At 33.6% G+C, this 25,914-nt stretch carries 39 protein-coding genes, 1 pseudogene and 1 riboswitch; of the genes and pseudogenes, 31 read left to right on the top strand and 9 right to left on the bottom strand.

The window, feature by feature from the left end; all coding sequences use genetic code 11:
- Nucleotides 1-78: 78 nt before the first annotated feature.
- The 7 genes and pseudogenes from GKP30_RS21025 to GKP30_RS20995 form a co-directional block, all read right to left on the bottom strand.
- Nucleotides 79-429, bottom strand: a pseudogene (locus tag GKP30_RS21025) (MBL fold metallo-hydrolase); the annotation flags it as partial.
- An 87-nt stretch (nucleotides 430-516) separates the two neighbouring features.
- Nucleotides 517-1,707: an NAD(P)/FAD-dependent oxidoreductase gene (locus tag GKP30_RS21020; protein WP_216831428.1), complete on the bottom strand. Its 1,191-nt coding sequence runs from the start codon at nucleotides 1,705-1,707 to the stop codon at nucleotides 517-519.
- 210 nt (nucleotides 1,708-1,917) lie between these two features.
- Nucleotides 1,918-2,811, bottom strand: coding sequence for a COX15/CtaA family protein (locus tag GKP30_RS21015; RefSeq protein WP_216831427.1), 894 nt, complete (start codon nucleotides 2,809-2,811; stop codon nucleotides 1,918-1,920).
- 206 nt (nucleotides 2,812-3,017) lie between these two features.
- Entirely contained in the window at nucleotides 3,018-3,245 is a 228-nt protein-coding gene (locus GKP30_RS21010) for a hypothetical protein (protein WP_216831426.1), read from the bottom strand.
- A 13-nt stretch (nucleotides 3,246-3,258) separates the two neighbouring features.
- Nucleotides 3,259-3,927, bottom strand: a complete 669-nt coding sequence (locus GKP30_RS21005; protein WP_216827580.1) for a peroxiredoxin — start codon at nucleotides 3,925-3,927, stop codon at nucleotides 3,259-3,261.
- Nucleotides 3,928-4,285: 358 nt separating this feature from the next.
- Nucleotides 4,286-4,507, bottom strand: coding sequence for a hypothetical protein (locus GKP30_RS21000; RefSeq protein WP_216831425.1), 222 nt, complete (start codon nucleotides 4,505-4,507; stop codon nucleotides 4,286-4,288).
- A 29-nt stretch (nucleotides 4,508-4,536) separates the two neighbouring features.
- On the bottom strand, nucleotides 4,537-5,223 hold the full coding sequence (locus GKP30_RS20995; protein WP_216831424.1) for a peroxiredoxin: 687 nt from the start codon (nucleotides 5,221-5,223) through the stop codon (nucleotides 4,537-4,539).
- A gap of 278 nt (nucleotides 5,224-5,501) precedes the next feature.
- On the opposite strand from GKP30_RS20995, the gene GKP30_RS20990 reads away from it, so the two are divergent.
- Both GKP30_RS20990 and GKP30_RS20985 read left to right on the top strand, forming a co-directional pair.
- Complete coding sequence (locus tag GKP30_RS20990; protein ID WP_216831423.1) at nucleotides 5,502-5,651, top strand: hypothetical protein; 150 nt, start codon at nucleotides 5,502-5,504, stop codon at nucleotides 5,649-5,651.
- 430 nt (nucleotides 5,652-6,081) lie between these two features.
- Nucleotides 6,082-6,324 carry a hypothetical protein gene (locus GKP30_RS20985; RefSeq protein WP_216831422.1) on the top strand — a complete coding sequence of 81 codons (243 nt, stop codon included), beginning with the start codon at nucleotides 6,082-6,084 and terminating at the stop codon, nucleotides 6,322-6,324.
- Nucleotides 6,325-6,571: 247 nt separating this feature from the next.
- On the opposite strand, the gene GKP30_RS20980 is transcribed toward GKP30_RS20985, so the two are convergent.
- A complete protein-coding gene (locus GKP30_RS20980; protein WP_216831421.1) occupies nucleotides 6,572-7,087 on the bottom strand; it encodes a TetR/AcrR family transcriptional regulator in 516 nt (171 codons plus the stop codon).
- Nucleotides 7,088-7,198: 111 nt separating this feature from the next.
- Here GKP30_RS20980 and GKP30_RS20975 point away from each other — a divergent pair, with 111 nt between their 5' ends.
- The 6 genes from GKP30_RS20975 (at nucleotide 7,199) to GKP30_RS20950 (ending at nucleotide 9,900) form a co-directional block, all read left to right on the top strand.
- Entirely contained in the window at nucleotides 7,199-7,540 is a 342-nt protein-coding gene (locus GKP30_RS20975) for a VOC family protein (protein WP_216831420.1), read from the top strand.
- A gap of 134 nt (nucleotides 7,541-7,674) precedes the next feature.
- Complete coding sequence (locus tag GKP30_RS20970) at nucleotides 7,675-7,872, top strand: DUF2281 domain-containing protein (RefSeq protein ID WP_216831419.1); 198 nt, start codon at nucleotides 7,675-7,677, stop codon at nucleotides 7,870-7,872.
- On the top strand, nucleotides 7,862-8,206 hold the full coding sequence (locus GKP30_RS20965) for a type II toxin-antitoxin system PemK/MazF family toxin (protein WP_236035272.1): 345 nt from the start codon (nucleotides 7,862-7,864) through the stop codon (nucleotides 8,204-8,206). The genes GKP30_RS20970 and GKP30_RS20965 overlap by 11 nt, the downstream gene beginning before the upstream one ends.
- Before the next feature lie 340 nt (nucleotides 8,207-8,546).
- Nucleotides 8,547-9,023: a cell wall hydrolase gene (locus tag GKP30_RS20960; protein WP_216831418.1), complete on the top strand. Its 477-nt coding sequence runs from the start codon at nucleotides 8,547-8,549 to the stop codon at nucleotides 9,021-9,023.
- Between the two features lie 25 nt (nucleotides 9,024-9,048).
- Entirely contained in the window at nucleotides 9,049-9,507 is a 459-nt protein-coding gene (gene gerQ, locus GKP30_RS20955; protein WP_216831417.1) for a spore coat protein GerQ, read from the top strand.
- 153 nt (nucleotides 9,508-9,660) lie between these two features.
- Complete coding sequence (locus tag GKP30_RS20950) at nucleotides 9,661-9,900, top strand: hypothetical protein (RefSeq protein WP_216831416.1); 240 nt, start codon at nucleotides 9,661-9,663, stop codon at nucleotides 9,898-9,900.
- A 134-nt stretch (nucleotides 9,901-10,034) separates the two neighbouring features.
- Here GKP30_RS20950 and guaC read toward each other — a convergent pair whose 3' ends face one another.
- Nucleotides 10,035-11,018 (bottom strand): GMP reductase, encoded by a 984-nt coding sequence (gene guaC / locus GKP30_RS20945; RefSeq protein ID WP_216831415.1) that lies wholly within the window; start codon nucleotides 11,016-11,018, stop codon nucleotides 10,035-10,037.
- 75 nt (nucleotides 11,019-11,093) lie between these two features.
- A riboswitch (purine riboswitch) is annotated at nucleotides 11,094-11,193 on the bottom strand.
- 231 nt (nucleotides 11,194-11,424) lie between these two features.
- Here guaC and GKP30_RS20940 point away from each other — a divergent pair.
- From GKP30_RS20940 to GKP30_RS20840, 23 genes are all read left to right on the top strand, one after another.
- On the top strand, nucleotides 11,425-11,817 hold the full coding sequence (locus GKP30_RS20940) for a hypothetical protein (RefSeq protein WP_216831414.1): 393 nt from the start codon (nucleotides 11,425-11,427) through the stop codon (nucleotides 11,815-11,817).
- A gap of 163 nt (nucleotides 11,818-11,980) precedes the next feature.
- On the top strand, nucleotides 11,981-12,619 hold the full coding sequence (locus GKP30_RS20935; protein WP_216831413.1) for a DUF3885 domain-containing protein: 639 nt from the start codon (nucleotides 11,981-11,983) through the stop codon (nucleotides 12,617-12,619).
- A 31-nt stretch (nucleotides 12,620-12,650) separates the two neighbouring features.
- Nucleotides 12,651-12,959, top strand: coding sequence for a TIGR04104 family putative zinc finger protein (locus GKP30_RS20930; protein ID WP_216831412.1), 309 nt, complete (start codon nucleotides 12,651-12,653; stop codon nucleotides 12,957-12,959).
- A gap of 750 nt (nucleotides 12,960-13,709) precedes the next feature.
- Nucleotides 13,710-14,141, top strand: coding sequence for a hypothetical protein (locus GKP30_RS20925; RefSeq protein ID WP_216831411.1), 432 nt, complete (start codon nucleotides 13,710-13,712; stop codon nucleotides 14,139-14,141).
- A gap of 141 nt (nucleotides 14,142-14,282) precedes the next feature.
- Nucleotides 14,283-14,780 carry a hypothetical protein gene (locus GKP30_RS20920; RefSeq protein ID WP_216831410.1) on the top strand — a complete coding sequence of 166 codons (498 nt, stop codon included), beginning with the start codon at nucleotides 14,283-14,285 and terminating at the stop codon, nucleotides 14,778-14,780.
- 14 nt (nucleotides 14,781-14,794) lie between these two features.
- Nucleotides 14,795-15,448, top strand: a complete 654-nt coding sequence (locus GKP30_RS20915; RefSeq protein WP_216831409.1) for a hypothetical protein — start codon at nucleotides 14,795-14,797, stop codon at nucleotides 15,446-15,448.
- Between the two features lie 203 nt (nucleotides 15,449-15,651).
- On the top strand, nucleotides 15,652-15,942 hold the full coding sequence (locus GKP30_RS20910; protein WP_216831408.1) for a DNA-binding protein: 291 nt from the start codon (nucleotides 15,652-15,654) through the stop codon (nucleotides 15,940-15,942).
- Nucleotides 15,943-16,059: 117 nt separating this feature from the next.
- The gene (locus GKP30_RS20905; RefSeq protein WP_216831407.1) at nucleotides 16,060-16,569 is read left to right on the top strand and encodes a hypothetical protein; all 510 of its coding nucleotides are present in this window, start codon (nucleotides 16,060-16,062) and stop codon (nucleotides 16,567-16,569) included.
- 648 nt (nucleotides 16,570-17,217) lie between these two features.
- Nucleotides 17,218-17,685, top strand: coding sequence for a DMP19 family protein (locus tag GKP30_RS20900; protein WP_216831406.1), 468 nt, complete (start codon nucleotides 17,218-17,220; stop codon nucleotides 17,683-17,685).
- Nucleotides 17,686-17,815: 130 nt separating this feature from the next.
- Nucleotides 17,816-18,514, top strand: coding sequence for a tetratricopeptide repeat protein (locus GKP30_RS20895; protein ID WP_216831405.1), 699 nt, complete (start codon nucleotides 17,816-17,818; stop codon nucleotides 18,512-18,514).
- Nucleotides 18,515-18,766: 252 nt separating this feature from the next.
- Nucleotides 18,767-18,949 carry a hypothetical protein gene (locus tag GKP30_RS20890; protein WP_216831404.1) on the top strand — a complete coding sequence of 61 codons (183 nt, stop codon included), beginning with the start codon at nucleotides 18,767-18,769 and terminating at the stop codon, nucleotides 18,947-18,949.
- Nucleotides 18,950-19,029: 80 nt separating this feature from the next.
- Nucleotides 19,030-19,155 (top strand): hypothetical protein, encoded by a 126-nt coding sequence (locus GKP30_RS23825; RefSeq protein ID WP_268884707.1) that lies wholly within the window; start codon nucleotides 19,030-19,032, stop codon nucleotides 19,153-19,155.
- A 186-nt stretch (nucleotides 19,156-19,341) separates the two neighbouring features.
- Nucleotides 19,342-19,770, top strand: coding sequence for a DUF3139 domain-containing protein (locus GKP30_RS20885; RefSeq protein ID WP_236035271.1), 429 nt, complete (start codon nucleotides 19,342-19,344; stop codon nucleotides 19,768-19,770).
- Between the two features lie 53 nt (nucleotides 19,771-19,823).
- Complete coding sequence (locus GKP30_RS20880; protein ID WP_216831403.1) at nucleotides 19,824-20,159, top strand: hypothetical protein; 336 nt, start codon at nucleotides 19,824-19,826, stop codon at nucleotides 20,157-20,159.
- A 527-nt stretch (nucleotides 20,160-20,686) separates the two neighbouring features.
- On the top strand, nucleotides 20,687-20,881 hold the full coding sequence (locus tag GKP30_RS20875) for a DUF4083 domain-containing protein (protein ID WP_236035270.1): 195 nt from the start codon (nucleotides 20,687-20,689) through the stop codon (nucleotides 20,879-20,881).
- A 279-nt stretch (nucleotides 20,882-21,160) separates the two neighbouring features.
- Entirely contained in the window at nucleotides 21,161-21,613 is a 453-nt protein-coding gene (locus GKP30_RS20870) for a hypothetical protein (RefSeq protein ID WP_216831402.1), read from the top strand.
- 164 nt (nucleotides 21,614-21,777) lie between these two features.
- The gene (locus tag GKP30_RS20865; protein ID WP_236035269.1) at nucleotides 21,778-22,299 is read left to right on the top strand and encodes an amino acid oxidase; all 522 of its coding nucleotides are present in this window, start codon (nucleotides 21,778-21,780) and stop codon (nucleotides 22,297-22,299) included.
- A gap of 79 nt (nucleotides 22,300-22,378) precedes the next feature.
- Nucleotides 22,379-22,648, top strand: coding sequence for a hypothetical protein (locus GKP30_RS20860; protein WP_216831401.1), 270 nt, complete (start codon nucleotides 22,379-22,381; stop codon nucleotides 22,646-22,648).
- Between the two features lie 203 nt (nucleotides 22,649-22,851).
- On the top strand, nucleotides 22,852-22,983 hold the full coding sequence (locus GKP30_RS23820) for a hypothetical protein (RefSeq protein ID WP_268884706.1): 132 nt from the start codon (nucleotides 22,852-22,854) through the stop codon (nucleotides 22,981-22,983).
- Between the two features lie 275 nt (nucleotides 22,984-23,258).
- Complete coding sequence (locus GKP30_RS20855; protein ID WP_407928652.1) at nucleotides 23,259-23,519, top strand: hypothetical protein; 261 nt, start codon at nucleotides 23,259-23,261, stop codon at nucleotides 23,517-23,519.
- Nucleotides 23,509-23,733, top strand: coding sequence for an aspartyl protease family protein (locus GKP30_RS20850; RefSeq protein WP_216831400.1), 225 nt, complete (start codon nucleotides 23,509-23,511; stop codon nucleotides 23,731-23,733). Before GKP30_RS20855 ends, GKP30_RS20850 begins: the two co-directional genes overlap by 11 nt.
- A gap of 516 nt (nucleotides 23,734-24,249) precedes the next feature.
- On the top strand, nucleotides 24,250-24,972 hold the full coding sequence (locus tag GKP30_RS20845) for a sulfite exporter TauE/SafE family protein (RefSeq protein ID WP_216831399.1): 723 nt from the start codon (nucleotides 24,250-24,252) through the stop codon (nucleotides 24,970-24,972).
- A gap of 145 nt (nucleotides 24,973-25,117) precedes the next feature.
- The gene (locus tag GKP30_RS20840) at nucleotides 25,118-25,840 is read left to right on the top strand and encodes a TolB-like translocation protein (RefSeq protein WP_216831398.1); all 723 of its coding nucleotides are present in this window, start codon (nucleotides 25,118-25,120) and stop codon (nucleotides 25,838-25,840) included.
- Nucleotides 25,841-25,914: the final 74 nt, after the last annotated feature.

The raw sequence follows: 25,914 nt of genomic DNA, 5'->3' as shown, positions 1-25,914 counted from the left end.
ATGAATTCAAGTATATAAAAAAATACCTGTAGATAAAACACTCTTTTTCAAGTGTCCTAACTACAGGTACCAGTTTAGTGTGTGCATCACTTTAAAAGTAATTCCACCAACTTTGAATGTATCTCCATCTTTAACTAAAGTATGGTCGATTTGGTCGAGAAATTGATATTTCCAATCTTGATCGCCTTCATCTGATAAATAGGCTTTAGCTCCTGTACGCGAACCTAATTCAAGCGAACCTGAAACGAAATCTGCGTGTATATGCGTTTCGGCAGTTGCAATGATTCTCATACCTTGTTGTTCTGCAATAGTTAAAAAAGGTTCAATGTTTCTAGCGGGATCAATTACTATAGCTTCACCAGTTGCTTGGCAGCCTACAAGATAAGAAGCCTGTGCTAATTTTTCATCATAAAAATATCGAAGTAACAATCTTTATTCACCCTTTTTATTTGAGTTTTTAAGTATTTAAATTCTAAAACTAATTTCTTAAGATATTGGTTACTCATATTGTAAGTGCTACATTTTTCCCTTTAACATTCCGTGCCAATAAAACCGTGGTAGTAATTCTTTTTTGAGAAAGTACATACTATATCTTTGTTTCGCTTGATTAAAAGGAAAGGTTTCTTTAGGCTGTTTTTCATAGTCAAATTCGGCCAAAACCAACTTACCACGGCCTGTAACAATTGGACAGGAAGTATACCCATCGTATTTTTCGTTAAGGACTTCACCTTTCATATGGGAAAGTAAGTTTTTAACAACAGTAGGTGCTTGCTTACGAATCGCAGCCCCTGTTTTAGAAGTGGGTAAATTAGCGCTATCTCCTAAACCAAATACAAATTCAAATCGTTTATGTTGTAGGGTGTAAGGATCAACATCAACCCAGCCACTCTCATCAGCTAGTTCACTATTCTTAATGAATGGGTGAGGACCCATTGGTGGGGTAACATGCATCATGTCATATTGATATGATGTTTTTTCGCCGGAATCCAAATTTTCAAAAATCGCTTCCTTTGTTTGATGGCGAACTTCAATTAAATGGGTTCTGAAGTTGGTTTTTATATTTTTTTCTTTAATGACACTTTCTAAAACATCGCGGTATTTTGGAACATCAAAGATCGCTGGATTTGCGGAATTAAAGATGATTTCTGTTTGATGACGAACACCTGATTTATTGAAATACTCTTCAGCTAAGTACATGATTTTCTGTGGCGCTCCACCGCATTTTACTGGTGTATTAGGGTGAGTAAAGATTGCTTTCCCACCTTTAAAGTTTTTAATTGCTTCCCATGTGTTATCAACATATTCATAAGCGTAATTACTACCAATTCCACCATGTTCCATTGCTTCTTTTAGACCTTTGACATTTTCCCAGTACAGCTTTAATCCAGGGGCTACAACTAAATAATTAAAAGAAACCTGTTGATTTGTTGTTGTCATTAAACTTTTGTCAGCTAAGTTAAAGGTATCAACGGCTTCTTGGATAAAGTGAACACCTTTTGGAATGACATCCCTTTCCTTACGTGCGGAGTCTTCTTTACTGACTATACCTCCTCCAACTAGTGTCCAAAATGGTTGGTAATAATGGAGCTCAGCAGGATCGATAATGACAATATCATGTGGAGAAATTTTTCTAGCCAATTGGGCAGCCACGGTTATTCCTGCTGTTCCACCACCAACAATGGCTATTTCGTATTGTTTATCTGCCATCGGATTATACCACCTTAATAAGCTTAAGTAGTTTTGCTCAATTCCAAATGAAAGTAAGATTCGACTAAAGATAGATTTTCAATATTTGCTGTTGTTTAGACATGGTATTTACTTGAAATACATACTTTTCAATTTAAAATCAAGAAAATAAGTTTTAATGAGGATAAAGGTCAGAACGTAATATAAACCCTGCCCTTATTACAGTTCTGATTAGAATTTTTTTCTTGTTAAAATCATCGTTAAATAACATAAAGTTGTAAATAATAAAGAAATAATTAGAGCATGTAGCATGGCTGTAAATAATGAAGCAGCAGTAAATACGACAGCTACACCACTAACTAATTGAGCAGTCACGAACAATAAAGATAAACTTACTCCCCATAAAATGGTGCGTTCATGACGGTATTTTCTAATTACCCAAACAAACATAATTAATATTACAAAGAATAAAGCAATCCCAGCGATCCGGTGAAAGTAGTGTGACCCAACAGGTCCAATCAAACCAGGTAAAATCTCCCCATTACATAAAGGGAAACCTGCGCATGCTAATGTCGCTTGGGTATGCTTGACATAAGCACCTGTATAAATCACTACATAGCAATAAGTAATTGAAAAAAATACGTAATTTCTGAAACGTTTTGAAATATTCGGTACAGACATCTTGGCCCCACTGTCTTCAAAGGCTAAAACGGTTAATAATACAACGGTTGCTAATGAAATTGCAGAAATACCAAAGTGTAGTGCTAGTATTGCTTTGTATTGACCGAATACAACAGCACCAGCTCCGAGAAATCCTTGAAAAATAATAAAAAAAATAGACATGATTGCTAAAAATTTGGTTTCTCTAATGTGCGGTAGTTTTTTCCAAGCCCAAATTGCTAAAAGAATAATAAAAATTCCAAGTAATCCAGACACTATTCGATGACTATATTCAATGATCGTCTCCATTTGGGGGGAGGTAGGTATTACCTCACCGAAACAAAGAGGCCATGTAGATCCGCAACCGTCAGCAGATCCTGTTTTAGTTACTAACGCACCTTGCATTAAAACAATTAACATACCGAGTGAAGTGAAAACACCGAAGATTTTTAGGAGCTTGTGCAAATCTTTCACTTCTTTCTATTGAATTTTGTAAACAGTAGAAAAACTTTGTAGGTTAACAAGTACATGTAAGGGAAGTTTTAATTTGTAAAAATCCCCTATTAAACAAGAGATTGTTTTAATAGGGGATATACTAATATCTTATAAACCTAGAAAACACTTTGAAATGTTTTTCCTAACACCAATCCCTATTCACTATAACTCTACCGTTATGATCGATTTAATAGTTTTCTAGCACCTTCGGAAACAGAGTAGTTCTCCTCATTTTGGACAACAAATCCACCCGACTTCATATCTCGAAGTGAACTTCTCACTTTAAATAATGGTTGTCCAATTTTCTTTGAAATGTCTTCAGGCGTTAAAGCCTGATCTTGGATTGCTGATAACAACGCTTTTGCTGAACTCGTTAATGTTCCATCAGGATTCACACAAGCCATCGTATTCACCGCCTTATTTTAATTCTTTTTTGCAGAAGTACCAATCGACACATTCGATGCCTTCCTCTTTCATGCGCTCCTCCGCCATTTCTTGTGTTGCTGCAGGAGGAACAATGACTTTTTCACCTTTTCTCCAGTTAGCAGGTGTTGCAACACCGTGCTCATCAGAAGTTTGTAATGATTCAATGAGACGGAGGATTTCATCCATATTACGTCCAGCTGATAATGGATAGTAAATAATTGCTCGAACTACTTGGTTTGGATCAATGACGAACACAGCACGTGAAGTCGATGTATCACTTTCTCCTGGCATAATCATTCCATATTTCATTGCAACGTCTTTGTTAAGATCGGCAATTACTGGGAATTCAATTTTCACACCAAATTTCTCCTCAACGTTTCTTACCCAAGCAATATGGGAGTGAACACTATCAATACTTAAACCTAGTAACTCTGTGTTTAGTTCACGTAATTGCGGATAAATTTCTTGGAATGCCATAAATTCAGTCGTACAAACTGGGGTAAAGTCGGCAGGGTGTGAGAATAAGATCACCCAGCTCCCTTTATAATCCGATAATTGTATTGTCCCGTGTGTTGTCACACTTTCAAACTGCGGTGCTGGCGAACCAATACGTGGTAAACCTTCATTTACTTCCTGTACTTTGATTTCTTCGTTCATCATTTATAACAACTCCTTTTTAATAATTATTATTATCTTGCTACAATTACATTCTACACCGGATTTTAATTATACTCAAGGGGGTATGGTATGTTTTTTATAATAATTATAAATAAGTTCAAAATTTGTTCAAATCTTACCTAGATTTAATAAATTAAAAATGAAGGAAAATAAATATGTATTGTGTATAGTTGAGTTTAGTTTTAACGATTGGATAGGTTAATGGAAGTTTATTGAATGGATTGAGATTAGTAATAAGAGGGTCTCCCGTTAAGATTTTAGAGTAGGTTGGTAGGGAATTTACAGAAGAAGAGGGCTCCGTCAATTATTGTTTTAGGAGCCTCCTTAAATGAAACTTGCTTTAATTTAAAAGTTTTTCTACTTTTGGATTCATTTTATAGGACTCATTTTCTTCGATAACAAAGCCCATGCTGGCCATATCGCGTAAATTGCTTCTTACTTTAAAGAGTGGCATATTTATTTTTTTTGCGATTTGATCAGCAGACAAGGCTTCATGTTGTATAACTTGTAATAAATCTTTTGCACTCGATGTTAAGTTACCGTCACTAGTTACACATGCCATTTAATTCACCCCTTAACTTCATGTTTGGTTTAAATATTTTTCTTACACATATACCAGTCAATACATTCAATCGTATCATCTTTTGATCTTTCTTCCGCTTCCTCTTGAGTGGTAGGGGGAGGAACGATAACTTTATCTCCTGGTTTCCAATTCGCAGGAGTAGCTACACGATGCTGATCAGACGTTTGAAGAGCTTGTATTAAACGTAACATTTCATCCATATTTCTTCCTGTAGATAATGGATAATAAACAATCGCACGGACTACTTGATCAGCATCAATCACAAAGACTGCCCTAGATGTTTCGGTATTATTTCCTTCAGGCATAAGCATGCCGAATTTTGATGCTACATCCTTATTTAGATCAGCGATGATTGGAAATTCAAGTTTTACACCAAATTTTTCTTTAACGTTTCGTACCCATGCGATATGCGAGTGAACGCTATCAATACTTAATCCAAGTAATTCTGTATTTAGCTCACGTAATTGTGGATAGATTTCTTGAAAAGCTATAAATTCAGTTGTACATACTGGGGTGAAATCTGCTGGATGCGAAAATAGAATGAGCCAGCTTCCCTTATAGTCTTCAAGGTGGATCGTACCATGGGTTGTTGTTGCTTCAAAGGAAGGAGCTTTATCTCCTATGAGTGGCAGTGACCCGCCTTTTACCTCAGTTTCTGTAATGACCGCATCGCCTTCTAGATGATTGTTACTCATAATTGCCTCCTATTAAATAACTTAAATATTGGTTCACTGATATAATTAGCAATAACAAATAGAATTATTTAAAAATTGAATGGGAAAAAGAGGCAACTAAAATTGTAATGAGTTGGATTGAAGTTTTATTGACTTTATAAAAATTAAAGTTGTTGTTTTTACTGATATATACAAAGTTAGCGTACATAATAAAGTAATAAAGTTTACTCAGTAGAATAAGGTATATTATATTTGTTGAATAGAATCTCTTTAAAAGACAAGAAAAGTAGGTGAACAAAGTGGGAAAATATCAATTGGATGCCAAAAGTCAGGTAGCTGTGAGAAAGTATCATGAAAAACAGACGCCTGCCAAATTTGATAAAAAACAGCAACTTGAAAAAATACGTGCGGAGTATTTGAAAAAGAAGCAAAAACAAACAGATAAATAATATCAATGAAAACATAGGAGGGCTAAAATCTCCCTATGTTTTTCTTATTCGGAAGTTCTTTTTTCAATTGATGATACAGTTTATTATGCCTATAAATTTTCCTCACAAATAATCAGTAGCAAATTAATAAACCAGCCGTTATTTTGGATACACCAGTGATCTCCATTAGAAAATTTTAAAACATTATAAATGAAATGACCCAACAAGGATCCGCGCTTCTATTATTAAAAGACGAAGCAGGATAGTGGAAGAATGTTATTACCTCTCCAAATGATCATAAATTAAATCTTTCTTGTTATCCTAGACATTTTCCAAAGATTTGTTAACTACTTGACGGGTGGATTATTTTTTTGTGCAGGAATTTCAAAGTTTCTGATTAATTAATTTTATACGTAGGTAATAACAAAACGATAAGAAGGGGGCGTTATAATTGAGGTTTATTAGAATGTTTTTTACAAAATATAAATGTTTATTATGTTCAGCATTTGGAAATGAAAAGTATTTTAAAATTACCAATAAATTAAAAGAACATGGTGTGAAATATCAAACTGATATTATAAGAAACCCAAATACCTATCCACCTATAGATCATAATGATAGGGCACATTATGATATTTATGTAAAAGAAGAAGATAAACATAAAGCACAGCAAGCCATTAAATCAATTTTATAAAATTTAATTAAAGTATGCCCATTATCCTTTAGTACTGTACTAGAATAATATAATTTTGAGTCTGTTCGTCCACGTGCTTGTAGACTATTAGTTTTTAATCAAGGTGAACTTATATAAGACACATATGTATCACCATAACTAATATTTGAACTGATTCCTTCTTAAACTACAGAAACAATTGTTCAATAAGATCAATCCCTTCAAATTTGTGAACAAGAGAATAAACAAAAAAGAGAGTCAATAAAATTCACTCTCCCTTGTTAAAAATCCATGCAATTAAATTTTTCCCTTGTTCAGCTGTTAATTGGTTAGAAGAAATCCCTTTTAAAATTGAACGCCAAGATGAAATTAACACTACTTCTATTGGAAGGTCATTTTCCACAGTCAATTCAGATATATATTCCTCGATTTTATCTTTTTTATCATAAGGTGCTTCTTCACTAATAAGTTTACAAATGTTACCTTTAATTGCAAAGTTTAAACCAGTTAAAAGTGCGGCTTTAATAGCTTCTTCTGGCTTGTCAAACAGAGAAGCTGCTCCCTCCATTCTATCAATTAATCGTTGTTCCATATCGGTCCTAATCACTTCATAAAGTTTTGATTTGGAACCGAAGTGATGATAAACAGCTCCAGTCGTCATATTAGCTTTTTGGGCTAACTTTGAAATGTTAACCCCTTTGTATCCATATAAACTAAACTCTTCTAATGCAACTTTGATTAACGTATCCTTATTTGTTCCTGGTATTGGTATCCATTCTTTCATAATAGATTAATCTTATCATATTGACATACGAACGTAAATTGATTATGTTAAACATAACTAAATTACGTTAAACATAATTAAATTATCTCATTAGGCTAGGAGGAAAAGTATTTGAAATTAGTATTTTTGTATCATCCAGTCAAAGATGTTAAAGAATCGTTATTGTTTTATCGTGATACGCTCGGTTTTGAGGAAGCGTGGAGAGAAGGGGAACACACAGTTGCCTTAAGTTTACCTAATTCAGATGTTCGATTACTGATAGAAGATGATGAGCAGGGATTATCTGCAGGAGGTGTTTTCTTAGTCGAGTCTGTGGACACTTTTTATAAAGAAAATAGCGAGAAGTTAGAGTTTGTGAAGGAACCTGTTGACATTCCACCAGGTCGGTATGCTATTTATAAAGACAATTCAGGCAATTATTTAAGAATTATTGACTTTACTAATGAAAAATAATGTACTTCAAACAGGTAATTACGTTATCTGTTTTTAATAATATTAACAGGTGATTTTACTTAAACACCAATGGTTTGAAGTAATCCAAAATGATATAATTAGATAAATTATTCATGAAAGAGGTGATGAACATCATGAATACTGCTAAGGAACGATTACTAAAAATTATTGATGAAATTCCAGAGCAAGAAGTCGTTAAAATTTTAGACTTTGCTGAGTATATAAAGGCCAAAAAAGAAAAAAGTTTATCAGAAGATTTATCAAAAGCGAGCGAAAGTAGCATTGATTTTTGGGATAATGATGTAGATGATGAGGTTTGGAATGATGCATAAACAAGGTGACATTGTATTAATTCCAGTACCATTCAGTGATTTATCCAATAGAAAACAGCGTCCAGTTCTCATTATTTCAAACGATGATTATAATCAGATGACGGATGATATTCTTGTTGTTGCTATTACATCACAATTAAAAGACCTCGATTACTCAGTCGTGATTGAACATAAAGATTTAGAGGAAGGTTTTCTTAAAGTGACATCAGCAGTGAGAGCAGACAAAGTTTATACACTTTCAAAAGGAATTATTAGAAAAAGATTTGGAAAAGTGAACTCAGAAGTATTGAGTAGCATTCGAACTAAAGTAAATGAGTTAATAAGAAGCAATTAAAACTAGCAGACATGGACTGCTTTGAATAGTCCGCTTTTTGGGTTAAATGCTATTCAATTGATGAGTTAGTTGAAGAAAAAATCAAATAAAACACCAAAAACGCAGAGGCTGGTAAACCCTTTGCGTTTTTCTGTGCGATTCCATTGCCAAAATTACATGATTTACTCTGTTATTTTCATTGTGAATTTGAACTTTCAAAAGCATTTTTGTGTTTCGACAATCTAAGAAAGGACAAGACTTTTTACTTTTTATATGCAATTTTTAAAGTTGGGCGGATAGGCAAGCTTCGAAAACGGGCTTTAGGCAATAAGTTACTGTATAAGCTGAAGGGAGTGAGAAAATGGGTAGGCGAATACATCATACTGAAAATGACGTGAACGCGTTAGCAAGGCTGATGCTGGCAGAAGCCATTGGTGAAGGCGCCGAAGGGATGGATATGGTAGGAACGGTTGTGGCCAATCGGGTTGAGGCAGACTGTGAACCTGACTTCAGAAATTTACGCAATATCAGACATGCAATCTATCAAGAAATACCGGGAACTGGGATCCCTCACTTTGAGCCTGTTTTAAATGGAGCCTTGTATACACAGCGTCCCACAGAAGAAGACCTGCAGAGGGCCAGGAATTTATTGAATGGTCATAGGAATCCACGAGCCCGAATGAACTTATGGTTTTTTAATCCGAGTCCAGGGCAAGCATTCCGCGATCCTTGTACCCCAACGATGCCAAGATCGCCCATGACACAGTTCGATTTTGCACATAAAAATCATTGCTTCTATGTCGGTGTACCGGGCTACTGCCCAGAGTTTTATCGTTGATTAATAAAAAGGAGATGAACTTATCATGACTTGTGGAAAAAACACTAGTTATAATCAAATGAACTACCCTGGTTTTTATCCATCTACTATGATGCAAGCACCTGCCACACAACAACCAACTGGCTTCCCGATGGGTATGCATTCTGGACCTGCATATAATGTGCCTGTTGTTCCGATGGGAACTGGACAGATGCTACCGACAGGCAGGGTGGAAGAATCATTTATCGAAAATATCCTGCGCTTTAACAAAGGCAAGATTGGTACCTTCTACTTTACTTACCAAGGGAACAACAGATGGAATGCAATGGTTTACCAAGGTCGTGTTGAAACGGCTGGCCGTGACCATATCATCATCAGTGACCCGGCAAGTGGTAAACGCTACCTACTGTTGATGGCAAATCTTGACTGGGTGGAATTCGATGAAAGAATTAACTATCCTCACATGGAAATAAGTCCAACTGTAACCTTGGACGTATCCGAGTGATGTTTTAGAACGAAAACCCGCTACCTTCAAAAATGAGCGGGTTTTTAGTTCTGACCATATTTTTATTTTATCCTTATTAGAAAAATTTGATTGGTGGAATAGTTTATAGATGATATACTTGAAAAATAGTATCTTAGAGCGGAGGAAAGTGCTTTGGAAGATATATTAAAACAAATCTTATGTGAATTGAAAGAAATAAAGACGGATATCGGTGATTTAAAAACGGGACAAGCCAGACTTGAAGTTGGCCAACAAAAATTACAGCAGAACTTAATCGAAGGTCTTGGGACTTATACAGAGAAAATTTCTGAACATGTTGATGATAAAACTGAAGTATTGAACAAAAGAGTTTATAAAGTTGAAGCTGAAATAGAGAGATTAAGCAGACAGTAGAGAAGTTGAACTTCACACTGTCTTTTCTTTTGAATGAAGAAAAAAAGCATAAGTAATCAGTCACTGTTGATTACTTATGCTTTCAAGCTTCTATCCAATTTTCACCATAAAAAGAGCTTTCTTTCTTTAAAACCTTAATATACTTTATCGCCGTTAAAGATAGAGTTTTTCACAATGACATAATCTACGTGACGGATGGAATCTAGCGTAGTACCACCAGCATACGAAATAGAAGATTGCAGATCTTGCTCCATTTCAGTTAACGTATCCTGTAAGGCACCTTTATGCTCAACGTACATTTTCTTACCTTCTACGTTCTTCTTTTCCCCTTTTTGGAATTCAGAAGCAGACCCGAAATATTCTTTTACTATCTTTCCATCGAGTTCGATCGTTTCTCCTGGTGATTCTTCATGCCCAGCAAAAAGCGAGCCAATCATGATCATCGTTGCACCGAATCGAATCGATTTGGCGATGTCACCGTGTGTTCGTATTCCGCCATCAGCAATAACTGGTTTACTTGCTGCCTTTGCACACCAGCGAAGTGCTGCCAGCTGCCAGCCTCCAGTTCCGAATCCTGTTTTAATTTTTGTGATACATACTTTACCAGGTCCAATTCCAACCTTTGTCGCATCGGCACCAGCGTGCTCAAGTTCACGGACAGCTTCAGGAGTCCCGACATTACCAGCAATGACAAAGCTCTTAGGTAGATATTTTTTAATATGCTGAATCATATTGATGACTGCATTTGAATGACCATGTGCAATGTCAATCGTGATGTATTCAGGGGTAAGATTTGCCGCTGCTAGCTCTTCGATAAATTGATATTCATCTTCCTTCACTCCAACACTAATTGAAGCGTAGAGACCTTTCGCCTGCATCTCTTTAACAAATGACATGCGTTTTTCTGGCTCAAAGCGATGCATAATATAAAAGTAATTATTTTCAGCAAGATATAGGGCTATTTTTTCATCAATGATCGTTTGCATATTGGCAGGCACAACAGGAAGTTTAAACTCACGACCTCCTAGTGTCACAGTCGTATCACACTCCAAACGGCTGTTAACGACACATTTATTAGGGATTAACTGAATATCTTCATAATCAAATACATTATCCATGATCTACACTCCCAACAGATATATTTAAATATAATGTTCTTCCAAAACAATAAAAAAATCCTAACTAAAAATGGGTAGAGGAAACCACCCATTCGTAGTTAGGATTTTAAGGTTCCTAGTAGAGACTCTTAGACCATATTTCTAAGAATATACGAATGATTTCAAATAATTTTCTTAAACACAAAATTGATTATAAACGAACTTTTATTATATGTAAATGATTATTATTCGGATTTTTATAGAAAAACCATAAGAAAATTAACGGAAACACTAAAAAAATGGCCTTTTCAAAAAAGAAAGGGTATGAATTAGTGCATTGTTGAAGTTAATGCCTGAATGAAGGTAAATGGAAAAAAGTTGAAACTTATGTCTGGCAATATCGTATGAAATAAGGAGGGGGGATCATATGGTACGAAAGCTATCAGTGTTGCTTGGGTTACTATTCATGTTAGTTCTGTCGGCTTGTGTTTACAGCATTTACACTTTTACTTTTACAGGTGAAACAGATAATTGGTCAGCGTCTTTAAAGGTTAAACAGCATAGTAATGATTATGAAGACCAAGAATTTGAGCTGCTTTATAAAGGAAATGATGTTCATTCAGTTGGAGATATTACTTTTGATGTTGAAACAAATGCAGGAGGCTTTGGAGGTGTTGGCTACACACTATCTGAAAATGGGGTTTTAAGAAGTAATAGTAATGCAAATCCAACGAACGCTAAAATAACAGAAGACTCCGCAGTTGAAGTGACAGTCGAATGGAATGGTAATGTTGAAACAATTACGCTAAGTAATGATTGATGATACGCTAAAAGGTGCGCTGCTTTGTTAAGGGTCAGCGCGTTTCTTTTTGAGTGAACCAGACAGAAGAGCAAGAGAAGTGGTTTTGCTTTTATAGGAAAAAGTAATGCAGAATTTATGTAGATAATTGAGAGAAGTAAAGGAGAATAAAGAGGTGCAACTTATGCATTTAAAAGAATTTATGAATGATCATTTCCCAAACTTAGAATTTAGACCGCCGTTATTTTATAGTTGGGAGATCGGATTGAGGTTTGAATTAGGAGTAAACTATGACTCTGACAACGTTTATGTAAATTGCCCATATCTCCAGGGTGTTTATGAAAGAGCAATTACTTTATTTCAGTCGCTACATTCATCAGATGATGATCTTTTTATTGTCGTTGATGTCAATGATTATGCGGATGGTGAAGCTTTTAAGCATAAATTAAACGTTTTTCATAAATACGTTAATGACAAATCGGTTTTGTATAAACTACAGAAAAATACAATCCCGTATATTTATCCAGAAGATGATGATGGAATATGGAAGACGCATCGGTTTTGTCTAAAATGTAAGCTATCTGACATTCAATATACTCCTATGTTAAAAGCAATTTGCAATCAAGATATGGGGATAAAACCAAATATATTTCACAGCGTCTATTTTATAAACATCGATAGGAAAACTATATTTTACATATATGATGACAGAGGTTGTGATTTGTTGGCTAGTTCGACTGAAACCATAAGAGATGTTTATGAAAAATATAATGATTGGATATTAGACTACGATAGAAATAGGATCGACGATATATTCAAGTAAATGCCTTTCTTGTTCAATTGGGGGTGTAATGATGGGTTTACCAAGTTGTAATAAATGTGGGGTACAAATGAAATGGGGAGTAATTAATAAATCATTATGGTTAGGATATAAACCTGTAATTTGTGAAAAATGTAACACTGCACACAAATTATCTTTCTCTTCAAGAAATTTGGTATCTTTCTTAATTGTTGTCCCTATGGTATTTTTCGGTGTTCTTTTATTAAACTATTTCCACTTAAATATCTTTGCAGCTATCATTCTTATGATCTCAATTTCTTTATTCATCTCTTTGTTTTTACCATATCTAGTTAAATATAATGAAAGTTCTAATGAACATTAGGTATTCAATTAGCGTTTAAAAAAACTGCTTATGAAGCTAATGGGTAGCAATACTGAAAAAAGGAGTTTCTCATGAATTTTATTTTGTATTGGAGAATATTCGTTCTAGTGGCATTAGTGTTGCTCTTTGTAACCGATGTAATACAACTTGATATTTTTTTATCTGTTATCGTAGGAATAATAGTTTTTTATGGGATTCCGATTTTAATAAAAATTGTTCAAAAAAAGAGATGACGGATACGGCCCTCACTTAAAGAACATAAGCAGATGGCAATTTTCCAGCCTGGAACGTCAAAACCAGTTGGTGATTGACGGATGGACCGTGATACGCTTTTCTTATGACCAAGTTAGTGAGAAGCCTCGTCGATGCCAACAAATTGTTCAGCAAGTGATTGGCCGATGGCTGGGGGAATAGGTTAAGAACCCGATCTGATAAATAAACGGAGAAATTCCGCTTAATTAGTAATTAGCACTGAAAATAGCTTGAATAGACGGAGAAATTCCGCCTATCGACTCAAAAAAACTGAAATTGGGTCATTTTTCTTTGCATAATCGGAAAATCTCCCCCTATATACCCTGGTACGAGCTTCATTCTGCATCTAACCGAAAAATCTCCGCTTATTTTACTATGGCTAGTTACTTATTTCTTGACAAGACTGTACTTAAAGTATCGGGAGCGATAGCGTAACAACTGCTATCGCTTATCATGCTAACGCGGCAGGTTTGTTCAAAAGATAGAAGCAAAGAAGCAGTGGAAGAGTGGTGTCATTTGAAGAAGATTTTTATAGTAATTTTAATAGTTATTACAGTATTTGCAATAATCGTAGGAATTAGGTGGAATCATCTGACTAATCTATCTGAAACCAGCACTATTGTAGTGTCATATTTAAAAAATGAAGGTTTTTTTGTTCTTTACCATAGTGATGATTTTGGTCTATACACTATAACAAACAATGAGCTAACAGAAAAGCCGTATTCTGACTATCTAAAGGTTCAGAATAAAAATCTAGAATTCTATGTTGATAAAAAGCTCCATCATGAATTCTTTTATGTAAATAACCATCCATTAAGTAATTTATTTGGATTTGGCCATATCCATGTGACAGTTATAATGAGTGAAAATGAAGTTGTAGGTGCTTCCTCGACAAAAGACGGTATGACATATCCATTGCACGGAGAATAAGATTAAAAATATTAGTGGATTGTATGGTGGAGATTGTTCTTCAACAAACCGGAGCTCTTTAGTAGAACGCTTTACCACCACCCATGTTCCAATATCAGGGGAGTTAGCGAATTAAACCACAAATTAATAAGAGGTGGTAAATTGAAAAAGGAATATACTCTTGTCATTATTATCAGCATTGTAAGTGGTTTGTTGTTTTATATATTTAACCTATTAACACCGTCTCCTAGGACAGTTTCAGGAAACGGAAACCCAGCATTATTATTAATGCCTATACTATTGCCGCTCTTCGTTTATCTAGTTTTCTTGTGGATTAAGGTGTTGAAGAATTTCAGGATTAATTCTCGTATAGCCCTCATTGCTATTATAGGTATAGTTTTTCATTGGTTTTTTGGGTTATATTATCAACAGTTTTTGTTCAACAATCATCGCAATGTATTAGCAGACGTATATCAAAAAGAATTTGGTTATGTAGATCGGGTGTATATTGAACAAATTACATCTTCTCTGTTATCAATTCATACTAACAAACTATACTTCAATCTAAATACTTATTTAATGTTTTTAACACTTTCTATTTTCCTTTCATTATCTATTGTCTTAATAAAAAAATTATTTCCACCACCATCTAATAAATAGGAAGGGAGGATTTTATGATAAGAAGTAAAGTGGCGCTCATTAGTTCAGTTGTTCTTTTAGGTATATGTATGTTTTTATTTTTTCCGTTCCCTAATAATGTATTGTTTCAAGCACGTTCTACATTCATGTCGTTTCCAATCAGTAATCAGGATGGATATATTTTGCTCGGTATCATTGCTTCTGTTTTGTTTATAATGGCCATCGTTTTACTTGCAATTGGCATGAAGAAATACCGCTTAAGATCAATAGTCATTGTTTTAATCGTATATGCTTTTCTACCAAACATTCTAATTACAATGTACCAAGAAACATTAGCAAGTGGAATTAAAGCAATTTCATACGATGCAAATGGGACGTGCAATTTTGAGTATGTGAGTGAAGACTTTTTGAATGGGGAATGTCGTCTTGTATTACACAACCGAAGCAATAAAGCTGTGACATTTGAGTTAGAATTTTTAGATTCCTTTTTCATGGAAGATGAATTACGGATGGAGTCTCTTATGAATTTAGCAGGTCCACATCAAATGACAATAGGAGCTAATCAGAAAAAGTCTATTTATTTGAAGGAATTACTCAATGTATCAGATGTTCTAAAACATATTCATGGAGGAACATCGAATGGTATTCATGTTAAGTTGATAGACGAGGAGTCTACCCGGATTTTTTGATTTGTTTATTTGAAGAAGGATGCTGGATTTGAAACCTTTTACCAGATATTTCGTAAATATAGATACATAGAAAATGAGATGTAGGAACGTAATTATCACTGACTAAAGAGGTATGAAGCAATAAGTAGGTATAGCGATTTTTTAGCTGTTCAAGTAAGGGGGCGAAAGCTCGGGCAAGGTCATCAAAGATTGGGGGATTTCAAATGGATTATATTTGGTTAGCAATGGGGATTGCGATTGCAGGATATTTAATTGGAGATGGGTTGAAAAACTTTAAAAACCCGAATTCAAAAAATATTTTAGAGTCGTTAGATGAGGATGATGAACACGAATTAATTAAGGAGAGTAACGTTCATCATTTTATAGGTATTTCTAAGGAAGATGCAAAAAATTTGCTTAATGAACACCCAAACATTCCACATATTATCATAAATAATAATGTTTATTATCCAAAAGCCAAATTGCGTGAATGGTTAATGAAATTAGGAAGTTGATATTTTTCTCATCCAAACTAATAGTTTATTCTACTAACAGAGGCATAGTATAGGAGCAGTCGGTGTGGCATTCCTCTTTTTATTGAAGGAAAAAAAGCAAGAGATCATTTGTAAAGGATGGGAAAAATTGAAAAAGAAAATTTGGAGTGCTGTTATCTTACTACAGTAATTATCCCAGGCGTTTATTTCCTGCTGCAATATAACCCACCATTGGAGGTTGGTACAATTGCTTCACTCGAAGACAATAAATCAGTTGTTGTCGGTGTGGGTAACAAAGGTTTTCGCGATATAAAGATAGTAGATGTGTCGGTGAATAATAATGAAGAGCCACTCGAAACAAGTATACAAGTCAGTAATACATTACAAGGTTTCATCATAACCGATGATTATAATAGTGAAGAAGCGAGAAAATATGGGTTTACAAATATAGATGAGGTAACTATAAAAACAGGCACTGCTCCGTCTTCTAACTACGAAAAATTGGATGCAGGAACAGCTTCTATTAATGATGAAATTTATGGGGTGAGTGTCATTCATAACGAAGAGATTAATAAGGTTCATATTAGCTATAGCTATCTCGGGATTTCATTTAGTCACACTGTCGCATTTAACTCGATTATTCATTAAAAGTAGTTGTTTGTGTGCGAGCTGATTGGAATATTAAATGTAAAATTATGTATTATTTGATCTGATTTATATAGATATTGAAGGAAGTGAGTATTGTGCAATTGGATGTTTTTAGCATTATCTTATCGCTTGGACTATTACTCTTAATTTTTTCACCACTCATATTTTCAAAAAAACATAAGAATGATAGTAAAGATAGAGGATGGAAAGGGATTATTAAGTCGAAGTGGTTCGGCATTCCGCTCATTTTCCTTTTGTTATTTGGGAACTACTTAGAAACTTCTTTTCTACATTTAGCACTTATTATTACTTCTTCAATACTCGTTTCCTTCTTGATTTCACTAATTGCTAATCGAAAGCTAATAATAAAAAACAATAAGGCCTCGTAAAGTAAGGAAGTACATTAGAGAAAAGGGGAGAATTGTCCTTCATAAAGGTGATGAAGGACAAAACGCAGCAGAAAAGTGAGGGATGTGTCCTTCATAATAATTGTTCTAATAGCTGAACTGTGTAAAGTGAACGAAAAAGAGAGTCCGCGGGGAAAAAGTATTTCTTTGGTGGTTTGGTATTTTTATGGATAGTATTTTTATTTATTCTTTTCGGTGATATGCTCTTTACTAATATTTTGGGATAGGTGGAGAAATTAATATGAAGTACAAAATGTCGAAGAAAGACTTACTAACTAAGGATGATATTTGGAACGCGATGATCACAGTTATGGTGGAGTACGACTTTCCAACTGATAGTAAAGTCGCTAATGATACATATATTGTCTACAACTACTATTCTGAACTTGAAAGCGGCGGTCATGAAAGCCTACTGAATTGGTTTTCATGGCATATTGAAGAAGTTGGCATAGAAAATTACTTAAAGGATCTAACTGATATACTTGAGAGAATCGGCGCTACTGACTACTCGAAAATTGAAAAAGAGTATGGCAAGGAATTATGGAGATTATTTCAGGCATTAGAAGATGGCGAAGTTGAAGAAGAAGATTTTTATAATGTTATCGAGAGAGCGGATAAAGAACATGAAAATCTCAATGGAAAATTAGGCGAGCTATTAGAAAGCTTTTTTGTTAAGGTTTATTTGGAGTTAATTGAGGTTGAGGAATAAGTGTTTAAAGAAGCACGGAATGGTTTGATATGCTCCCTTCGAGGTATCATCATCCTATTACCTTACGTTAAAAAATATTGCGAATTTACATCAGTTGTTCTACGATAAATCGTAAGGGGAGGATAATCATATGAAATGGATGGTTTCCGGAATTGGTTTGGTGATATTTGGGTACGCAGTATATATGTACTTCTCAAACGATGTTAATATAATTGGAAGTGGTACATGGGACCCAGTTGCTTTTATGCTTGGTGTAGCTGGATTAGCAGGAGCTATATCAGGATTGGGATTTGCAGCATATGGTTTTTTTAATGCATACTTGGCCGAGAAAATTATTGATAAAAAAGTCGAAGAACGGTTTAATGAATGGAAAAAAAACATTGAAGATGAAAACTACAAAATGCAAGAGGCGATGCAGAAATTAAATGCGGGTTATCAAGCCGAGCTTGTATATAAACAACCAGATAAGGCTATACAACTGTACCATCAAGCTGTTGAAGTATACCCTAAAGTTTATAATGGGTATACAGCTCTTGCATATGCATATTGGCATTATAAGAACAATGCTATAGCAGCACTTGATTATTTTGAACTGGCATTGAAAAATAACCCTAATTCGTATCAAGCACATAATGACCTAGCCAGGTTTTATGTAAAAGAAAATGAACATATGTCTGCTATTAAACATATGAAAAAAGCACTCGATATTAATCCCTGCGAATATAAGTCTTTTGAAACAGATAATATATTCGAGCCGATTAAAGATAAATACAGTGAAAAATACAAAGTAATGATAGAACAGGCTAAAACCAAAGCTGAAAACAAATAAAATTCTATGTAATTGAAATCACCTTGCGACATTAGTATATATAACAGGGTATTCCATGAAATAACGGAGAATTAATGTGGACACTTAATGAATAGGTTATTTTATTTAAAACAGGTGAGCGTTTCTGCAATGAGCAGGGACGTTTTTTTACTTACATGGAGATTAGAAATACAATGTGAAACCTTTTTCTCTACCGACTCGTATAAAAAGTATACAAAATCATTTGAATTTTAAATTATTGGGGAGATTATTATGGGAAACCAAGAAAAATGTGTTAAGTGTGGTCATACAGAGTTTGCTGAAGGCACAGATTATATGCCTATAAAACCTTCCAAGATGTCGTTTAATGGTTCAAATAAAATATACACATTTTGCTTAAAATGCGGCGAAGTGTGTTCTATTCGGATTGAAAACCCAACGATTTTTAAAAAGTAATTGGCACGCCTATTAAATCGGAATACTTAGAAAGTTGTGTGTTATAATCTATAAAAAGGAAAATTTTGGAGGTTTTAATAATGGCATGGGTAATCGGTATTGGAATAGGGATTTTGACAATAATTTGGTTAGCTATGAAGTCGCCACTTATGAGGACAAGGGCAAAGGCTTTCGTTCCTATTTTAAAACATTCAAAAGAAATTTGATTTTCGTCATTCCTTTATTCGCGATAGCAGGTGTTATTTATTACGGATTTTTTAACTAAAAGCCAGTGACTGTTTTAAACAACGGAGCGTTTCTGTAATAGGCAGAGACGCTTATTTACGAACGAGACAGGTTGCTAAAAAAATAATAAGTTTGCAAAGAAAATAGACAGAGAAAGAGTGGAATCTATGAAGCTACTTGTGAATAAACGATTTTTAATAATCATTTTGAGTTTTCTTTTGATCGCTATTGTATCGGTACCTTTTGCTTTTCTTTATGTCCTTAATAATGGAAATCCCTATGAAAGTTACCTTGTTAATAAATATATTCCTTCGCATTTAGAAGAGATGGGATATAGTGACGATGATATATTGGAGCAATCGTATATTGAACCTAAACATTCAATTAATAATAGCGTCTATCACGGCCATTATAAGGTGATTTTCAAAGATGAACCTCAATTAGAATACTTATATGGAGTCACCAAAAAAGGGAAACAGGTTGTGCAATTTTGTGAAAAAGAAACATTGATTATAAACAATACATACGGAGATATGACAACAGAAAAAACCAATCATAGTGAAAACGAATGTATAGGCTATTTAGAAAACAGATAAAAAATCCTTTTTAAGTAATGAATGCGATTATTTAGAAGTAGGGAAGTGTTAATTTGAAAAAGTTTTTTGCTCTTATTCTATGCACCTTTTATTTGTTAGGTATTTTCGGTTGTTCCCAAAACGAAATAAAGGAAGGTTTATCCGACATCCGCCCAATGGTTATGGTAAATGAAAGGATATACATGGATACAGGGAAAGAAATAACGGTAGAAATTGATGAATCTGCAATAACGGGAACAATCACATCGTCGGTAAAAAGCACAGAAATACCCGTACAGAATGGAGAAAGTAATTTTGGTAACGAAGGAGCACAATATGCTCTTTATGATGATAGTCTTGTAGTGTTATTACAAAATAAATGGATTTTTTTTGTAGAGTTTAATGAATGATTGGTTCAAATGATTAGTGTGACACCATCTTTAAAAACTATGAAAATTAATGTAACGGCTGCAATTGCTAAATCAGGGTTATCGCTTTTCTCTTGTTGAAGTAACGAGGCAGAAGAGTGAAAGAAAAAAAGAGGGAGTAGAAAATGACTAAAAATAATACCTTCAACAAGAAAATTGCTGTAAATCTTTTTGTTTATTCTTTATTTGCTGGAATAGCTATTACAGGAATTTACTACGTGTTTGTAAGATAATTTTATTTACCTTTGATTTGGAGGTCCGTGTGATGTTCTATAAATTGTATAGCAAATTGGAAATAGATACTCGTTTTAAAGTTGGTTATAAAGAGTTTCTATTTTATTTTGTTTTACTAATAGCTTGTTTGGCATATTTTATTGGTTATATTTTTGGCGGAATGTACTCACATATAGTTAATAGCATTGGAATGTAAAATACTTATTGAACAAACTGACATTCTATTCTGTACTAACGGATTGCTTTAACCGAACAACGAAAAGGGGGTAATAGTTTTGTTTCAACCAGTGAATTGGGGAGATATTTTATTTCAATTAATAAATTTAGGACTTATCGTTTTATTTGTAATTTCGTTTACTCTCTTCATAAGGAGATTGCTATTGAATTCAAAAGGAAGAACCAGTCAAGTGAATGAAATTGAAAAGAAATTAGATAAAATAATAGAGTTATTGGAAAAGGATAAAAGATGACTTTATTAAGAGCGATAGAGTTTAGTTTTAACTGTTCTACTTACCTTGATGCCTTAAATGGTAACTCCGCTGGTCTATTGACTTATTATTACTTTGGCTTTCCTGCACAGATTTTAGATTATCATGGAGGGTTGAACATTTCTTTTAATCCAATAGGGTATTTACTTAACTTTTATGTATTTTATTGGTTGTTTAGGTTGTTAAACTGGGTTATTAAGACTTAACATTAACAAAAACCTCTAAACAGCAATAATTATTTTACTTATCGATAAAGATATTATGAAGTTAACGGAGAAGATTTTTTATGAGAAAACTTCCAAAATAACGCTAATTTTTGTCACATTAATTGTATTTATATATGCCATTCTTGCAATTATTGAAACAGTAAATTTAAGCTCTAAAAATGTCGATCAAGCATTTGAAACATTCATAGCAAGTGAATTTAAAACGGAAGTTGCTCAAAACGAAATTGGTGATAAAGAGTTTTACGAGAAGGATAATTACACATTTGTACCTTTTGAATTTGGCAATCATGTTTCTTTAGTTCAGTTTGAGAAAGGAATTTTTGGTTGGAAACTAAGTTATTATTCTTACGCCACCAATAAAGACTATTCATACTCAAGTGTTGTCGATCGGTTAGCTGGAGATATCCTTTTACACGGTGTCATACCAGAGGATATCGTTACTGAAACTAAGTCCGTAGCAGTAAATGGAATAGATGCAGTATTGTGATACTCAACGATAAAACTAAGGTTTGGATCTTGATGACTAACCAAAATCAGGATAACTTCGGTGATATCTTAATAGAATTCTTGGATGAAGTTGGAAATGTCATTGCTGAAATGTAAGTAGAATAGCATTTTTAAAGGGTAGTATTAGAAGAAGGGGCATTGTAATTGAAGAAGATAATATTATTTTTTAGTCTTTTATTTTTAGTTGCTTGTTCAAATAATGAAGTTAAATATGATGGAACGCTATTAAATATCGCAGTAGTTGGGGGTATTCCTGAAATTGAAAATGAAAAGATCCTTTTTGAAATAATTTCATTAGAAAAACTAAGTGGAGATATATCAGATGTTTCAGCAAGTTTCGATGCGATTATGATCACACCGACTAAATTTGAAGTAGCTTCAGATGATCAATTTGCAGAAGTTTATAAAAGCTTAGAAATCCCGACTATATTTTTCAATGCGGAAAAAAGTCATTATCCATTTGTTACTGAAGGACTTACCTATGACACCTATCCTTTTGACTCTTTAAATAATGGTTCGCATACGACCATATATTTAAATGATGTTAAAGAGAATAAAGATGATGCGTGGTTTTATTATTTAGAAAGTGAAAAGGATTTAGATATCCTTTATACAGATGTTTTCAAACAAATCGAGAAGTTAAGAAGTTATAGTGGGAAATTTTAGTGGAGTCCTACCATTATTAACGATGAATACTTTACCTTAGTTTTAAAGTAAGGACAATATGACAAAGGATAAATTATTTATGAAAAGTAAGATAAATCACTGGAGTATCTTATCTTTAAGTATGATTTTTATTGGCATTTTATTATGGGGGTTACAATTTTACTTTTCGTCTGCAAACTTACCATTTTGGTTAGGAACATTAGTTTTTAACTCAGCAGGTATTGTCTTTGGTGCGTATGCCCAAAGAACCAATGGAAGGTACAGCAGCTTAGGAATTGTAGGGAATACATTGTTATTAGTAAGTATTTTCGTAGTTATTTTTATAACATATATCGTTTCTGGCCCATAAGTCAATCTAGCATGCCTCATAAAACTTCATTTTTAGTTTCATAAGGTTTTTACACATACCTGTTATGAGCATAGTTGCAGGAAAGATTGTTGTAAATTAGTAGTTGTGTAATAAACGGGTGCGGTGCTTGAACAAGGCATCGCATGCCTTGTTTCGCTAACGAAGCAGTTTAGTGGGATTTTTAGAAAAAGGAGGGGTACGATTTGGGAGTCTTTGAAATCTTAGCTTTTTCAATTGCAGCAGGTTCGTTATCTTTAGCGTTATTTTCAATAGGAAAAGTTGAGAAACTAGAAAAGAGAATGAAAGAGTTAGAAGATAAAATAAATGAAAACTAAGATATTGGTATTAAACTAACGGATAGCGTTCCTTTAACAAGGTGCGCTTTTTCTATGTCAGTAAAAAGGAAATTAATGTTAAACTAAGGTTAATAAAAAACTACTTATTAGAAATTTAATAGTGGATATGGTAAGTGATGTTGGTTATACACTAAATATTTTCAGTTTATTTACTTTGATTACTGGAATTGCGTGAGGGGGTCTGACCCCCGCTGCGTTAACGCGTTAACACAATGGGGGTCAGACCCCAAAACTAAATAACAGTAATTAGAAAGGTGGTGCTCGATATAAAATGGTCCGAAGTGAGAAAGTTATATCCTAATCAATTTGTAAAATTAAAATCATTATCTTCTCATATCAAGGATGGGCAAGAAATTATTGATGATATGGCTGTAATATCTCCTGTACCAGATGAAATGGCAACTAAGGAACTATTAAAATCAAAAGGCGATGAATTAGTATATCATACAATACATGAGAATATTGTCCTTGAAATCCGTCAAGACGTTGGGCTGAGGAGTGGATTTGCAAGATAAAATTGTCACCTACTATGGGATTGGTGGGAAAGAGCACGCTTTTAGGAAACGAGTGGACCAAATTCAAATGGGTGAATTTACAGTAAAAGATGTAGAGTTAGACTTTAATGATTTCGGATATGATGATATCAATGGTTTGCTTGGGTTAGATTTGTTGATGAAAGCAGGCTATATTATTAATTTATCAAAACTACAAATGAATGAAAGCAACTAAGGGACCTAGATAATATATAGATATAGGGTCCCTTTTATGTTGAATTTGTTCAACTAACGGAAGCAATACTTCAAGAAGCTGCATGGACTCTTATGGTGTTAACGGGGAGAATTGTTGAATAAGAAATACGTTTACTTGTTAAACATATCGGGTGTATGTATATTGAAATAAATGAGGTGATTTAACTGTTTTTTGAATGGTTTAGGATAACTGATGTTGGAATAGTTTTCGGAATAATTATTTCGATTTATTCATACATAAAAGCAAACAACATAGTAAAAAAGGCAAAGATGAATTCTAATGGTGAAGAGTTATCACCAAGAAATGATAAAAGGGTATTTTTGAAGTATGTAAGGTTTTGTATCTTAGGAATATTTATTACAACAATATTTTTTATCATAAGAGGATTGTTATAAACAGTTGAAATATTTTTACTAACGGAGTGCTATGCTTCAATATGGGAGCAAGGCATCTTTCTTCAAGTAACGAGCAGTTTGTTAAACGAGGAGGTCTATTTTGGGAGCTGTATTCATTTTCATATGTATTATATTAGTAGCCTCTGTTTTACAAACAAGTACAGGTTTTGGTTTTTCTATTATGGCAACTCCATTCTTATTAATGTTATTCCTTCCACAAGAAGCCATACAAATAAATATTATTTTGTCATTAATTATCTCTTTATCACTAATTTTAAAGATAAAACAGGACATTGATATTTTACTCCTGAAAAGATTTACTTTAGGAAGTATAGTTGGTGTACCATTTGGTATTTTAATCTTTATTTCTATTAACATCGATGCTTTTAAATTAGGAGTTAGCATTATTCTCTTACTATTAACATTGTTATTGATTTTTAATTTTAAGGTTAAACCAACAGCATTTAGGGATTTCATCATTGGCGGGTTTTCAGGTCTTTTAACGACAAGTATCGGTATGCCAGGACCTCCATTATTACTTTACTTTACAGGAACGGATACGGAGAAAGGTAAGTTAAGAGCTACTACTTTAGCGTTTTATCTGTTTATCTACTTCATTAGTCTAATAACCCAAATAATCTTTACTGGAACTAACAAAATGATATGGGTATCAAGTCTATATGCAATACCAATAGTATTTTTAGGGTTGTTTGTAGGTCAAATGAAGTTCAAATGGTTTAATCAACGGATGTTTAGGATATTTACGTATATCCTTTTAAGTTGTACAGGATTTTATCTTCTTTTTGAAAGTCTGATTGGTTAAACGCGTGCACTTATTAAACAAACGGAGTGCAATAGTTGAAGATCAGTAACTGTAAGAGTTGTTTCGGCAGCTCTTCTATTTTTTAAATAGCAGAAGTAATGAGCAGAATAGTTGAAGAAACAGATAAAAAGATTGGAGGAGAAACGTGAGGAATATTCTCAAGATAATTATATTAATGACTATTTTTGTTTTGCTAATATTAGGATGTTCTCAAAAGGAAATAAATTATTATTCAAACCCCTATATCGTTAATCTTCAAGAAACAATTAATACTGTCGAAATAGAGGATTATAAGCTATCAATAGTAGATGGCGAGTTAATTATACATGATAAAAATAATAAATTTGAGGTTTCTTTACCTGATAATCATAAATACATTCAAAGTTTGCATTTTTCATATGATAAACGATTTTTAGCTTATGATGTTATGGTGGAAAGTGGAATAAAAATTTTTGTTGTTAACTTAGAAACAGGTGAAGAGATTAATTTGTCCGAAACTATTGGTTATCAATACGACTACGATGGCTACGAATCGCCTTTTGGGTTTGCATGGGCACCTAAAAAAAATGTAATTGCATTTATTGGTGGATATAATGATTCAGCCAGAATAAATTTATATCATTTTGAAATGGAAAAGGGTAAGCAAGCACCTGGAGGTTCATTTATATTTAAGGATGTTTATGGGGTTAAATGGGATAGTGCAGGTGATTCAATTTATTATCTTGTTAATTCGTTTGAAGATGAAAATGTGTACCAAATTTATCAGACGGAAGTAGAATCAAATACCCACTTAATGGGTGGAACAGTAGATGTTATTGCAGAAATAAACCAGGAAGGTTATAAAATTTGGTTCAATAAAGAGAAATAAGTAAACAATTTTATACAACTAACGGTGAGCGATAGCTGAATAAAGGTTATCGCCTTTTTCATATTGAAGTAAAG

The organism is Alkalihalobacterium elongatum, from assembly GCF_019024285.1.
Taxonomy (GTDB): domain Bacteria; phylum Bacillota; class Bacilli; order Bacillales; family Bacillaceae_F; genus Alkalihalobacterium; species Alkalihalobacterium elongatum.
Note: the sequence above shows the minus strand (reverse complement) of the source record. Positions and strands in the feature narration are given on the sequence as shown.